Genomic DNA, 13109 nt, shown 5'->3' with positions numbered 1-13109 from the left:
AGGCAAACAGTTTACCTATGCCCTATTTGATGAACATATACCTGCGGCTCCCTTTCAGGGAGTCGAATAAAAAAAATCAACGGCAATAGTTGAGGCTGTCGACAGATTTGTTAAGTTTACTGCAAATAAATATTTAATTAACGTTATCCATTTCCCACATGAAGAAGATCATTTTCTTACTTTCCTTTATTTTATTGACTGGTTCATTTTCTTTTGCTCAGGACAACACTTCTTACAAGAGCACTTTAAGTAAAATGATGGAAGTATCGGGCTCGCAAAACACCTATAAAGCTGCAATTGGACAGTCTATCATCATGTTTAAACAACAGAAGTCCGAAATCCCTGCCGCATTCTGGGATGAGCTTGAACAAAGCTTGACAAAATCTAGCTTTGACCACCTTTTAGAAATGTTACTCCCAGTTTATCAGAAACATATGTCTGAACAGGATCTAAAAGAGCTTATCGCCTTTTATCAGAGTCCTGTCGGAAAAAAATTGGCAGAGAAAACTCCATTTATTGTAGCGGATTCAATGCAAGCAGGACAGGTATGGGGAAAAAAATTAGGAGAAGATATCATAAAAAAAATTCAGGAAAAAGGGTATTAGTTCCAAAAGATATACCCAAACGCCTTTGTTTGTATCAAGATTTTGATACAAACAAAGGCAATAAAGCTTAAACAATCCGTAAGTTTATTGCTTCTAATCTACGCAACTACAGTTAACACTCTTATTATCAACTAATTAAATTTTAATTTTTAATTCACTGTAGCACAGCTGTAGCAAAAACGCTTAAATCATCTTTTTTCTTAGCCAGTATGCTACAGCTAACAATGCGAATATAACAATTCCCAATCCAATCAACCAGCCGCTAATTTCAATAGGTTCCTTCTGAATAGCTGAGGCGCTTGACGACTGTTTTGATTTATCCTCGTTTTCCACCTTTGTAGATGTCTGCTGAACAATATCGTTTTGCTTAGTAGTTTCCCTATCCAACTTAACTGGCACCTTCTGAGCCTTTAAATTCGCCACCACTGACAGTATACCGGTGATTGGATTGAGATGCAGCCTTACTTCAATAAGATCATTCTTAATTGCGGTCATGCCATTAACCAGGCTATCCATGTTTAGGTATGTATCCTGCTGCACGACCTGTCCAGGAATAGTGATAACGGTATCGATCTTTTCCTTAATGGTGGTAGTTGACTTATCGATGATCAGGCCAGTGCTATCCTTTTTAGATTTACTGGACAGCTCTGTGCTCTGAGAATGTTTGGCTTTAAAAACCTTCCGGAACACACCGCACCCTGAACACAAGACAGCAATCACGAGTATACAAATTAACCTTCTCATAGCTGTTGGATTAATTGCTGCAATTGCACAGCCTTTATATTGATGCTGTCAATCCGTGCGCTGATTGGCTGAACCTGTTCCTGGATTGGTGGATGAGTAACCTGAGGTTCGACCTTTGTAGACGATGCTCCAGTAATAAAAAGTACGAACACCGGTAGTATAAATAGCTTTTTCATTTCTTGTTTTTAATTAGTTTTCTCACTGTTTCGAGCGTTCCATTTAAATTGAGAAGTGATGTGTCTACGTTCTTACTTACACTGTCCTGTTTTGCCTGGATCGTAACCATTTGTTTAGGAAGTTCCCGCTGCACACTCCGTTCTACCGCTGCATTGATCTTGTCATTCAGCTTTGTGATATCCTCCTGCCATCTTACATCTTTGTTTGCAGCGATATTAAATTGCCAGATATTCATCAGAACTGAAACAACCAAAAGCGCACCGTAAGGATTCTTTATAGTTGCGGCATAGAGCTTATCAAACATTCGTTCAATCCAAGCGGCCTTCCTATCAACCATGTCTTGTTTGGGAGTTTGGTTTTCTTCCATTTTATAACCCCACTGATTTAATCCATGACTTTACGTCAAATGATGGGCATGCTTTCATCCATTCATTAGGCTGCAAAATACCGTCATGGTTTTTATCTGGGGAGAAATCCCTGTGCCCTACTATCTTTGCATTCGGAGCGTACGGCTTTAATTTTTTAATAATAGCGATCTGGGTAGCTATTTGGGCCTCTGTACGGTTATCCACCGACTTTCCTACAACATTAATAACCTTCCCCGATTTATTGATTGACTGTAACACCTCAACACCTCCGATATAACTTATATGTATGCTATGCGCGTTGTTTCCGGCTACGCCGTTTGTCGGACTTTCTATTGGGTGAATCTTCTCGTAACTACCATCTGCATTTATCAGATAATGGTAACCAGGTTTAGACCAACCAAGTTCATTTTTCCAATAACGTTTTATTGTGTCAATCGTCTGATTTTGTGGTCCTGCGGTACAATGCAGTACGATGTAATCAATTCTCCTCATATCTCCCTACCCACCCTAGTGGTGTTATACAAATTTACCCCATACCAGTACTCGGCTATGGTTTAAGACCTTATCAACAGGAGATTATAAAGGAAAAGACTAGGAAAGGACTAGTAACTATTTACTATCGCTTACGTCTCAATATTATATTTATATTTACGCATGAAATATCTATTTTACTTCTCTCTATTACTTTTTATGTCTTGTACTGGCTGTAAAAAGGAATATAAATACCCTGAATTAACTTTAATAGGCACCTGGTATTCAAGTAGCCCTGAATTACAATTCCCGATCGCAAATACTAAAGGAGAAGGAAAATACATTCAGTTTCTCGAGTATTCAAAGGAGGATATAAAATATCTTAAGGTAAGCTATAAAACTGGTGAAGAAGCCTTTGAAGATGTTTATATAGTTAAGTGGATTGGTAAAAATGAAATGATGCTTATTGACACAAAGGATCCTGAAAAGAAAGACATCCCATTTGTAAGAATGAAATAATGAAAAAAATTCTGTTAGTAGTTGCTTTATTTTTATGCATTGGATGTGGAAAAGAGAATACTAATCCAGTTTTTAACGACTTCCCATTGATCGGAACTTGGATTTCTAGAGATGGACGAATGTGGCTAACCATTGAAAATGTTAAAAATGAAGGTGACTCTGAAAAGTATTACGAGTACATGGAGAACGGCCGAAGAATGTTAAGAAGGACTTACCAAAATATGCCAGAAACCTATCAAATTTTGTTCATTGATGGTACTGAACTGAGGCTGGGTAATCTATACGGCCAAACTTTATATTTCTTAAGAGGAAGTAAATAAGCCCCTTTTTATCGGGGCTTTCTAATTTCTAATCTACTATTACCGGTTTTGTGATATCTTCGATCTCCAAATTGATCGCTCTAATCACATCTTCATTGTATGGAGTATTATTGAAGTTGATATTAATTATACTTCCGTTTACTGAGTAGTTTAAATGGCCATTACCTATCGCTCCTGAGATATTAACCACAGTTACATTCTCACCAACCTTCGCTTCATAATTAAACGTGAAGGTATTTTCACCCACCTTTAACGTTGCTACTTTCTTTTGTAGTTCTGAAACTACCACTCTTTTTGCTGCTGTTGCCATTTTATTCTGATTTTAATTTGTTTGTTAATTCGTTTAATCTCGTTTCGAGATACATTTTTGTTGCTTTATGAACTGGATAGCCCAGTAGCCTAACATTATCAAATACATTGATCAGTAGCGACAATTCTTCAGGATCAAGAATCAAATCAGCCTGTTTTTTTTGAGAATGAAAGATCTTTGTAGCCAACTCTGCAATGTCTATAGTTGGCGCCGTCGTGTACGCTTTGTTTGCAAAGTCCTTAATAAATTGTTCTGGAAGGCTAAAAGTATTTCCTTCTAAGTCTGAGTAAGTAACTTCGTTGAAGTCTATTTTTGTTGTTTTCATAATTTTATTTGTTTTAGTATCTCACTATTCTACCAAAATGACCGCCAGCAATCACGACGCGAAGAGTATGTGTGTTATTTACGTTAACACCTATGTCGTTAACATGTGGAATGTTTTGAAAGTTGTAATTACCTCCGGTAGCATATATATTACTGTCTAAAATAACACTACCAACCACTGTAACTGCTTTTGAAAAAAAAGCATCTCCTTCACAAATAAATGCGTTTGATCCAGAAGGAGCCCAACAATACAAAGCCACGTCATTTATACTCGACACTGTCTTAAGCTTAAAAGCCGCAACCGCATTGTAACTACCATATCCTGTTGGTAGACTGTTGCCGTTTGACATAATAAATACACCTGATGAATTAATCATACTGTATTCCCCAGCTGCCTGAGCCGAATTTCTCATGTAAAGTCTAGGCGATGAGCCTGACTGAAGCTCGATATAGTTACCTGGATCTGTTCCCGAATAAAGGGTTGTTGCGCCAATTGTCCATCCGCCTATTGTACCCTGGGTAGCAGCCAATGTTTTTGCAACAATATCCAAGGCTTCCAAATACTCAATATTCGCCACATTCGCCTTCAAGTAAGCTATATCCGCATTGAACGTCACAAAATTACCTCCGTCAACAATTGTCACACCCTGCGAACCAGCAATGTTAATATCACGGTAAGCCATGGTTTTTAGCTGAGCCGTCAAAGCTGACTGAGCTGCTGCCGCTGTAGCTTCTGCCGCTGCTTTGGCCGCATTCGCCTTATTCAAAGCATCAGCAGCAGCATTAATCTCTGCCTGAGTGGCCGCACTATTGGCAACCGTTGACGCGTAAGTTTGTGCAGCAGCCAGTGAATTACTATAAGCCGCATTAGCTTTATTCTGTGCATCAGTACTGGCTACACTTATTGCAGCCGCCTGAGCGATATCAGCTTTGGATTGGGCAATTACTTCAGCTGTTGCGTTGGCTGAGGCGATGGCGGCTGATTGGGCTGCGTTGGCTTTATTGGTAGCGTCAGACGCAGCCGCCGCCTCAGCAGCTACTCGAGCAGCATTAGCCTTAGCTGTCGCGTCACTATAAGCAAGTGCCAATTTAGCTTCAGCATCAGCTATAGCTCGTGCTTCTTCAGCATCAACTATTCCATCAGCATAGGCTTTGGTTTGCACCTCCTTCAAATAATCCTGAGCATCAGCGTAGGCCTTTGCAGCATCCCTTGCAGCATCAGCGGTTTGTTGTGCTGCTAATTGTAAATCTTCTGGGGCAGCAGTCCAATCGGTTGCTTTGTTGCCTTTTTCAAGTTTTATTTTATCAATTCTGGAATTTACTACAACGGAACTATCTACAGCAAATATCGAGATATGCGGAGCGCCTAAACTGTTTTCAGTGCCTGTAAAAGTTCTACTATAAACTCCATCCGATATTTGGTTTAATGTAGCCAATCCAACGCTACCGTTCTCGTTCCACGCTCCAAAATAAGCTTTGCCAGCGCCTAAACTGCCCCATATAGTTATCGTATACACCTGTCCTGAAACCATCCGTTCAGAATAAGTGTAGTTAGCTATGTTGTAATTGTCATTCTCAACCGATACACCACTATCTCGAAGAAAGTTCCTTCCCCCAATAACCAAATTATCAACAGCAGTATCATCAGTATACTTAACAGCTTTTACCCAATCGCTAGCTACATAAACGCCAGTTGCCCGGGCCACTGCACACCTCATTAAATCTCCTGAAGCACCCTGTGTCCAAAGATCGCCAACATCGTAAGGGGTTACTGGCGTAGCGGTGAACACTCTACGCTTACCATCAGCTGTATCTTGTGCCTCTTGCGCTTTAGCCAGTGCCAGCGTAATATCAGTATCGGTAATCTTTACCCAGCCATAAGCGCCTGCTAATTGAAACCTGTAAGCGTAACCTGTTAAGGTATCATAAAACAAATCACCTAGGTGCTGATTTTTCTCATCGGTAGTCAGCCACCCATTTGCCGGGACATTAGCCAACGTTGGCTCGTAACCATAAAACCACGTAGTTATTGACCCGTCGATCTGGTTCTGCAAATCAGCCGCAATTGCATCGACAAAGCCCTCTGTAGCATAAATTGATAGGTCAGGTTTATCTGCAATATTATCATACCCATTTGACCCACTGGCGAAAGCTATCTTTCCGAATATCGTACTGTTATCCAAGTCAAAGCCAGTAAGTCCATCCCTTGATATGATCTTACCGATTTTTAACCTCGCTGGGTTTATATCAGCCAGACCATTTGTGAAGTCTGAATTTCTCCACCCATCAACCACGGGGTAAATTACACCAGCCAAAAACATCCAGAACCCCGGAACATCTTCCGGTTTGATCTTATCTGTTGTAATCACAAATGAACCTACCTGAGAGGTCTTACTACATTTGCAGTAAACGTAATATAATGATGCAGGTACCAACCCAGATTGCACAATGGGAGTTATGGTCCATTCGGCTAAATTGCCGGGATTTGATATTTCAAAGTGGATAAGACTTCCCCCGGAAATTGAAACAGCATTTGCATTAGCATTATAGTTATCCGTAATGTATACATTTGCCAGTTTGAAGTTCTGTGACCTTGTACCGATAATAGCAAGCATCGTGGTTAATACTCCGACGTTTAATTTATCAGAATCAAACTTGCCATCAGTATCAAAAATACTCGATTCCAATGCACGTAAATTCTGCACACCGCGTTTAGCCAGCTCAACAGATCTTCTGTCAATGGTTTGCACATCCTTACGCGTTTGTAGGACATCGGCAAATAATTTAACTACCCTGTCGTACCTAATTTCATTCCCAACAACTGCGGTTACATCGAACTCATTAACCAGTGGATAGCTAATCTCAGTGAAGCGTAAGATCTCATTAACATCAATCTCACTTTCAATAACAGTACCGCGATCACCAACTTTCAATACTATATTATTGTCGCGCAAATGCTTTTCATCAGGCTTGGCGCCATACAGCAATCGAGCCGACTTGTTATCATCCAGGTATTGCAACGTAGCATTACGCAATTCAAGTTCAGCAGCTGCCACATACGCAGCAGGCATCTTCATTTCAAGCAAAGTGAACTTATCGCCTATTACCGGAAGATTCAAGTCATTTGGCAATACATAGCCAATTGTATCTGCCACCGGAATCAACTCAATTTCCTTAGTTGCCGCATTATATGAAGCAATCTCAAACTCAGCGCCTGTTAATGCTCCGGTCCTGAAAGAAACTTTAGCTTTTACGCCCTCCTGAAGATGGGCATTGATATCGAAGTCTATCGCGTTGTCTGTGATGACCACATCAGTGATCACTCCCTCAGTATCCCGATTAACCACAACCCCGCTTACTACACCATTGAAACGAGGGTAGATCTCCTCATTGGTGTATCGCCCTTCACGAACTCGCTCGGTACCGGCTGTTACTCCCGGAGTTTCAACATACCTACCTTCAAAGATTAATGAACGCTCAACTCCACCTCTATAACTAGCTTCGATATTACGAGAACCTCCGACACCAAAAACGCGGGTTACTACAGACTTCGAAGAATCCTGTGATCGTTTGATCTGGTGTAATCCTTTACCCCGGCCAACTTCAAAGGTTAGTCCTGTATCTACACCAATAGTCGAAACCATCCTAATGGTCCGGCCAGTAAACGACCATTCCAATTTGAAAGCAGCTGCAATCTCATCCAAAGCAGCCCGAACATAAGTCCAATTGTAATTGATCAGCTCTCCTTCAGTAGAAGCAACCTCACCAACAGTCCAACCAGTATCATTACGGTTAGCACTAGCAAAGATCATATTCAAGTGATCCAATGCAGATCCATATAATGGAAATTCCTTTTGCTGCATGCTATTAATTACATACTTATCGAGCAGCAAATAAAACTCTGCTTCAAACGTGATGTTATACTTTTTCTGCAACGCGGATCCATCCTTGTCAAACTCCGGAAGCGTGTTGATAATGTAATTTTCGCCTTTATGGATAATATAGTCACCTTCCTGCAATGGCAATGCATTAACCGCTGATACTGGACACGTGATCAACCTGGCGCTCTGTAATTTCTCATTGAATACAGTACCCTCATCAATATCAAACGTTGATATTACTTCTCCCTCTCTTAAAACCTGTATCTGCATTCCTTTATTTTATTTTTGTGTAAACGGCATGCTCACATATCTGAATGAGTCACCATCGATATTAAATACCTTAACTTCCACTCTTAAATTGAGAAAACCAGCTGCTGATGTAAGCGGCAATGTTTGCTCTGTTCCTAATATTTTTACAGCCCCTAAACCTCCTGAATCTAGGCCTAACCATCTGTACTGAGTTTTAGAAACATCTTGCGGTAAGGATCCGTTGTAGTCGTATTTAGCGGTATAAACAGCGTCCTTTGATATATTTATATTCCTAGCGAATGGTGCGCTTGGATTGGTTCCCTGCTTAAATTCAGCAAGTACAGAGGCAATATGTTCAGCCCTTTCCTCATCATTGAATTTACTTAGCTTAACGTACTTTGCGATAAAATTCCATTGCGCGTTGTTCGTGTTTACCCCAACCGAGTTTAGCAGCTTTCGAGAAGTTGTACGGCTTGGTATTGATCCAATATTTTTACCGTTCAGCCACATAGTCTGTTTACCAGACTCAGCTAGAACATGGATAACCATTACTTTAAAAAAATCGTATTTGCTGCTCAAGAATGTTTGAGTGTTGACATCGGCATCACCCGCTCGTAAACTTCCACCTGAATCACCAATACTCAGGTCATTGTTCCAATCATTTTGAAATTGTTCATAACCGGTACCAGGAACAACTCTCAGGACTAATGTTTCTTCATACGGGTAATTTACCAACCTGTCAAAACGGTTTGAATTGAAAAGCGTATGTGGCTCGTTATCAAATAGGATTTCACCATTCCATATAACTGGCGGCTTACCTGTCAATATAGGTGCAGCCACCCCTGCATACTTCAATGGAAGACCTCCAACTGAATCAGGGATAACCTGAATACTATCACCATTAACAGCTTTTTTACCAGCAGAATTCAATGCTTCACTCGCCAAATAAATGTGGTCGACCTTAATTGTCGGTATTGGCGGCTGTTCCGGAATTACGATAATATCTGTAGCCGACTTGTAAGCGATCTTCGCATCCATGTTGCGCGGTGAAGGTGTAGCTGTTTTTCCATCTGCATAATCGATGCCTGTTGTGGTTTCAGACCAATTGATTTTTTTACCACCCTCTGTAATAGTTCCTTTTCTTAAAGCCATTCGTTTATTTGTTTAAATACATTTACCAATCCTGTTGCCGGATTGAAAGAGGAGCTGTCACCACCCACAGTTGTAACACTTTCAATTGTTTGATCTGATGTAATATTGAAGCTCAAATCTCTCCATCTGTTCTTTGGATCAAGGCCAGTTAAATCGCTTGTAATTGTTAAGGTATCGCCTAATAAAGACTGTGTAATTGGCTGTACCCTTACCTCGTCATACTCTAACCATTCTCGCGTACTGGAAACCAAAAACTCATCCCCTGAATTTGCTACCAGAAAATCAACCAGCGACTGAAACGCAGTGGTATTAATGGTATGGCTACCAACTCTGAAAAATTTACCTGTTGCAGCTTTTAAGGTAGTGACCATGTTTTGCAGATTAGTTAAACTCCCTGGCCAGTTATCTGTGAAGTCTCTTCTTAATGGTGCAAAGTCAGCCGGAACATTTACCCAGTTCCCTGGAGGCGCAAACACCCATTCAGCGGTAAAACTATCAAAGGTGCCCTGTGAGGTAGAATACAAGTACCCTAAATCCCGGGCAGCAGTAGCATGACCCGCGTAATTTGTAGGCACAACTTTACTCCGTGTCCAATAATTCAACCTCTCCTGAATGTAAGTTTGCATCATCACCGTCATTTGATATGCTGTATAAAGCGCGCCCTTACCCACAGGATCGTGATAGTAACTATGGTCACTAATCTCCCATCCGGCATTGATCATAGTAATCATCTGTGTTAAAGACGCTCTACCATCAGCTCCGCTGTAAGCGTAACCATCCAAAGGGTAAGCTTCAGGGGTATTTTCATTAGCGCCATTAATAGCGAGAGTGCCCGAATAATTGATACTGTTTCCACAACCATCGGTGTAAAAAGCATTATTCAGTATGCCTAATCCCGTTACCGCCCCACTTGAGGCATCATCCCACTCAAAAGCCCAATGATTCTTTTTATTGAATTTCCTTGGCGCAATTGCCGCTACAGCAGAAGAAGGAGCGGAAGCGAATTTAACTTTAGTAATAAGCTTATTCGGATCAATCGGGGCCGGATCCCCCATTATATAATTGAATCTCGCTTTCATTATGGCTTTGCTACATTACTTACCCGGATATACATCATTGATATGAATGCGCCATAATCTCCGCTCACCCTTTTGATGAGTGCTGAAACGGAAGTAACACCTGTTAAGTTTAGGAATACGATAAACTGAGGGTCATCTAACCCATTTGCAGCAAGTCCAAATGATTGCAAATTGGTCCCTGTTGCGTCCCTATTTTTTACTACACCACCAATAGTAACCCCTCTAACTGAATCTGCTGCATCCTTAGGCATTAAGAATCCTATCTCATAGAATTTTGATGCGTTCAAGCTATCGATAAGTAATGCGGCATTAGTTCCTCCATTTATAGTCCACCCTGTATTTACGACTACATTATTAAATGCGCCGGTATTACCCGCTGTATTTTGGCTAACACTTATCTGACCAGAAGCTCCGCCGAAAGCGCCTGAATTTTTAACAGTAATTAAAGACGAAACTCCTAAATCGTCAACCAGTACCGGAGATGTAAACCCGTTAATTGTTTGTAATAATGAAGCGGCAGGCCTCATGTTATTGAATGGAGCAGGTGCATTAGAACCAAACTCTGACCCAAAGTTAATTAGGTAAGTATTTTCAACTACATATCCACCTCCGCTTTCAGCCAATGTCGATTTACTACCCGTGCCGTAAGGACTGTCAGCATAACCTGAAGCGGTAGCTTTAACACGATAATCGTAAGAGGTGGATGCTGTAAGTCCAGTGTGGGTATAAGTAAGATCAGTACCGGTATAAATAGTGGTCCATGTTCCGCTTATGAGGGCTTGTACAGTTGAGCTTACCCCGTTTGTCGGCCTTGTCCAGTTCAATACATTTTGACTGCTCGTAGAAGTTCCAAAAGTTAATGCTGGTGTTCCTAATGCTGGAAGTCCAGACCACCCCTGAGCAGCGCCCACAGACAAGATGAAGTTAGTTAACCAGGACTCTTTAACTGTGATATCTTGAGGAACCCCTTCAACTGTTTGTTGTTCAAATTGCGCATCTGAAAGTTTCGCATCGATGGCCTGCTCAGGTTTCAGCTTGCCTCCTTCAAGATCAGCTTTAGCAGCCAAAGCAATCGTGTTAGCCGCAACAAAAACATCATAAACAGCTTTATCAACCTTGTCCTCCAACTCCTCAAATACACCTGAAAGTTCAGGCCCAATCAGATCCCATTTACCCGGACTACTGATCGATGTAATAGGCTCCTGGTTATCAGCAATGTTAGATACATATATCCTACTACCCTCAGCAGAAACAATAACCACATCTCCTTTATCGAAAGTTCCTTCGAAGTAAAAACCTACATAGTTGCCAATATATTTCCAATACTCATTTGATATGCCGCCACTAGGTATATTACCTGTATTGCCATCAACCTTTGACTCGTAAATTTTAGAATTTGCATCACCAGTAACCCATGAACCTTCGTTATATGGAAATGAACCTGACCATGATATTATTCCGTTATAAAAATCAGTTTGAATCCATGCAGGCGAGGTTGGCAAAACAGGCTCATCCTCATTATCAGCTTCTTTGGAAACAAATAAATAGGACGTCTCACCAATTTTATGTCTTACCGGAACATTAACACCATACATTCCGGCTGCCCACGGCTCAACTACAGCGGGACCACCACCTCCACCACCAACAATGGTTAGATTACCGGTCCCAATTAAAGATTGGTTATTAATTGTTTTTAGCTTCAATAATGAAGCAAACAACTGTGTCCCGGTAAAATAAATGATCTTACCATCACTTTGTCTTGCAGCAAATATCTTCTCGGTACCATCTGGTACGGCTACCGGTTCTGCGTTATCTGGAAATATTAAATCACTCATATCCTTACCCTAATTATATCGCCCTCATTATTTGTTATTCTATTTCCAAGAGCATCCACCAGATCTGCGAATGTTCCTCCTATACCCGACTCAGTCAAACTACATTCAAGCAGGCAGAAAGAGAACTCATCCTTTATATATACCCGACTGGCTTTAAACCCATCCTTCACAAAGAAGCTACGTAAACGGTCATTGTTCACGGTCAGTGAACGCATGCCTGGTTTAGCAAACAGCGCCATCACAGCGTCAGCCTTCTCTTTCATCCCCGCATATGTCGGCTGCTTAATAGCAATCTTTAATTTTAACTCTGGTGCCACTGGGTTAGTGATCAGGTAGCTTTCCTTACCATAAACACTGGCATTCTCACCCTTTGGAGCTGTGCGATTTCTACGATCACCCTCCAGTTGTATGTACTCGCCTCCCAACTCTAAGAAGCTTATTCCGTCAATACCAAACTCACTATTTGTTCCAATTGGGACTACACCAGGCATTGAAACAACTGGCTCCCGCATGGGGATCGTTAGTTTAATGCCTTTAGTCTGGCCCGCATCCGGCATGTACTCGCCTGCAATGGCAGCATTAACAAAAACGTTGTATGTACCGTATTCAGTAACCAATGGCACTAAATCTGTAAATCCATCAATAGCACGGTAAATCGCTGAAACCTTGTCATTACACTCGTATTGATCTGCACCGGTTACCACTCCTGTCAAGGTTAGAGCACGACCACCAAAGAATATCTCACTGGCGCTTACGTATGGCTCAATACCAACCTCGCCTGCCCAGTCGTAATGCGTTTTCCCTAATCGAGCTGGCATATCCAAAAAACCAGATAAAGCAACATTGCTATCTCCGTTTACAATAGGTATAAAACCAGCATTCAATAAGTCAAATCCGCCTAACTCGTACATCGTACGAAATTACCCAATTGGGTAAAGTAGGAACCGTAGGCTGGCTTACAATAGGGCGTTAATAAACAATGAGGGATATCGGTAATTAATGGGAAATATTGGGATATCAATTCCTATATTTGTGTAACAATGTAGAATTATGTGTAATAATTTGGAATAATTGA

Annotated in this window: 13 protein-coding genes; 3 read left to right on the top strand and 10 right to left on the bottom strand. The window is 41.1% G+C overall.

The genetic code is table 11. The features are described 5' to 3' along the window. Nucleotides 1-158 precede the first annotated feature (158 nt). On the top strand, nucleotides 159-605 hold the full coding sequence (locus tag B9A18_RS00785) for a DUF2059 domain-containing protein (RefSeq protein WP_084286764.1): 447 nt from the start codon (nucleotides 159-161) through the stop codon (nucleotides 603-605). A 183-nt stretch (nucleotides 606-788) separates the two neighbouring features. Here the strand turns inward: B9A18_RS00785 and B9A18_RS00780 are convergent, their stop codons facing one another. From B9A18_RS00780 to B9A18_RS00765, 3 genes are all read right to left on the bottom strand, one after another. Further along, on the bottom strand, nucleotides 789-1349 hold the full coding sequence (locus B9A18_RS00780; RefSeq protein WP_144009347.1) for a DUF4381 domain-containing protein: 561 nt from the start codon (nucleotides 1347-1349) through the stop codon (nucleotides 789-791). A gap of 172 nt (nucleotides 1350-1521) precedes the next feature. Continuing rightward, a complete protein-coding gene (locus B9A18_RS00770; protein WP_084286761.1) occupies nucleotides 1522-1893 on the bottom strand; it encodes a hypothetical protein in 372 nt (123 codons plus the stop codon). 1 nt (nucleotide 1894) lies between these two features. Next, on the bottom strand, nucleotides 1895-2386 hold the full coding sequence (locus tag B9A18_RS00765; protein ID WP_084286760.1) for an N-acetylmuramoyl-L-alanine amidase: 492 nt from the start codon (nucleotides 2384-2386) through the stop codon (nucleotides 1895-1897). Between the two features lie 162 nt (nucleotides 2387-2548). Between B9A18_RS00765 and B9A18_RS00760 the strand changes: the two genes are divergently transcribed. Together B9A18_RS00760 and B9A18_RS00755 are read left to right on the top strand one after the other, a co-directional pair. Further along, nucleotides 2549-2884 (top strand): hypothetical protein, encoded by a 336-nt coding sequence (locus B9A18_RS00760; RefSeq protein WP_144009346.1) that lies wholly within the window; start codon nucleotides 2549-2551, stop codon nucleotides 2882-2884. Beyond that, entirely contained in the window at nucleotides 2884-3204 is a 321-nt protein-coding gene (locus B9A18_RS00755; RefSeq protein ID WP_084286758.1) for a hypothetical protein, read from the top strand. Before B9A18_RS00760 ends, B9A18_RS00755 begins: the two co-directional genes overlap by 1 nt. Before the next feature lie 28 nt (nucleotides 3205-3232). Here B9A18_RS00755 and B9A18_RS00750 read toward each other — a convergent pair whose 3' ends face one another. Genes B9A18_RS00750 through B9A18_RS00720 form a run of 7 tightly spaced genes read right to left on the bottom strand, consistent with a single transcriptional unit; the run spans nucleotide 3233 to nucleotide 12945 of the window. Next, entirely contained in the window at nucleotides 3233-3514 is a 282-nt protein-coding gene (locus tag B9A18_RS00750) for a hypothetical protein (protein ID WP_084286757.1), read from the bottom strand. 1 nt (nucleotide 3515) lies between these two features. Further along, nucleotides 3516-3839 carry a hypothetical protein gene (locus B9A18_RS00745; RefSeq protein WP_084286756.1) on the bottom strand — a complete coding sequence of 108 codons (324 nt, stop codon included), beginning with the start codon at nucleotides 3837-3839 and terminating at the stop codon, nucleotides 3516-3518. A gap of 13 nt (nucleotides 3840-3852) precedes the next feature. Beyond that, nucleotides 3853-7989 (bottom strand): phage tail protein, encoded by a 4137-nt coding sequence (locus B9A18_RS00740; RefSeq protein ID WP_084286755.1) that lies wholly within the window; start codon nucleotides 7987-7989, stop codon nucleotides 3853-3855. Nucleotides 7990-7998: 9 nt separating this feature from the next. Further along, complete coding sequence (locus B9A18_RS00735) at nucleotides 7999-9120, bottom strand: hypothetical protein (RefSeq protein WP_084286754.1); 1122 nt, start codon at nucleotides 9118-9120, stop codon at nucleotides 7999-8001. Next, nucleotides 9111-10199 carry a polysaccharide deacetylase family protein gene (locus tag B9A18_RS00730; protein WP_144009344.1) on the bottom strand — a complete coding sequence of 363 codons (1089 nt, stop codon included), beginning with the start codon at nucleotides 10197-10199 and terminating at the stop codon, nucleotides 9111-9113. The genes B9A18_RS00735 and B9A18_RS00730 overlap by 10 nt, the downstream gene beginning before the upstream one ends. Further along, the gene (locus B9A18_RS00725) at nucleotides 10199-12034 is read right to left on the bottom strand and encodes a phage tail protein (protein ID WP_084286752.1); all 1836 of its coding nucleotides are present in this window, start codon (nucleotides 12032-12034) and stop codon (nucleotides 10199-10201) included. Before B9A18_RS00725 ends, B9A18_RS00730 begins: the two co-directional genes overlap by 1 nt. Continuing rightward, nucleotides 12031-12945: a hypothetical protein gene (locus B9A18_RS00720; RefSeq protein ID WP_084286751.1), complete on the bottom strand. Its 915-nt coding sequence runs from the start codon at nucleotides 12943-12945 to the stop codon at nucleotides 12031-12033. The genes B9A18_RS00725 and B9A18_RS00720 overlap by 4 nt, the downstream gene beginning before the upstream one ends. Between the last annotated feature and the right edge of the window lie 164 nt (nucleotides 12946-13109).

It is taken from the genome of Pedobacter nyackensis, assembly GCF_900176505.1.
In the GTDB taxonomy this organism is placed as follows: Bacteria; Bacteroidota; Bacteroidia; order Sphingobacteriales; family Sphingobacteriaceae; genus Pedobacter; species Pedobacter nyackensis.
This window is presented reverse-complemented; position numbering and strand designations above follow the sequence as displayed.